The sequence below is a fragment of the Kitasatospora sp. MY 5-36 genome, assembly GCF_001182915.1.
Lineage (GTDB): Bacteria > Actinomycetota > Actinomycetes > Streptomycetales > Streptomycetaceae > Kitasatospora.
Genome location: NZ_LFVW01001091.1, coordinates 1 through 383, shown reverse-complemented (window position 1 = coordinate 383; position 383 = coordinate 1). Strand labels below are relative to the sequence as shown.

The following is a 383-nucleotide window of genomic DNA, read 5'->3' as shown; positions in this document are numbered from 1 at the left end:
CCGCCCCCGGCCCCGACCCCCCCCGCCGCGACCGGCACGCCGTCCGGCACCCCGAGCGCGGCCCCGTCGGGCACCCCGAGCACCGGCGCCGGCCAGCCGACCCCGGCGACCACCAGCGCCGCCCCGGGCACCGGTGGCCTGGCCCAGACCGGTGCCAATGACTCCACCCCGATCCTCGCCGCCGTCGCCGGTGGCCTGGTCGTGGCCGGTGGCACCGCCGTCTTCGTCCTGCGCCGCCGCGGCCGCCACGGTCGCACCACCGCCTGAACCGCCTGAACCGTCCGAACCGCCTGAGGTGCCCGAAGCGCCCGAAGCGACGGAACCGCCCGAGCGGGCCGGGGGTCACCGCCCTCCCGAGGCCCTGAGAGCGGCACCGGCCCGGC

General features: G+C 80.7%; 1 protein-coding gene. It reads left to right on the top strand.

Annotated elements, in window-relative coordinates; genetic code table 11:
• Positions 1 to 267: LAETG motif-containing sortase-dependent surface protein (locus AE652_RS40385; RefSeq protein WP_049660770.1), on the top strand; the 267-nt coding region annotated here is incomplete at its 5' end.
• Between the last annotated feature and the right edge of the window lie 116 nt (positions 268 to 383).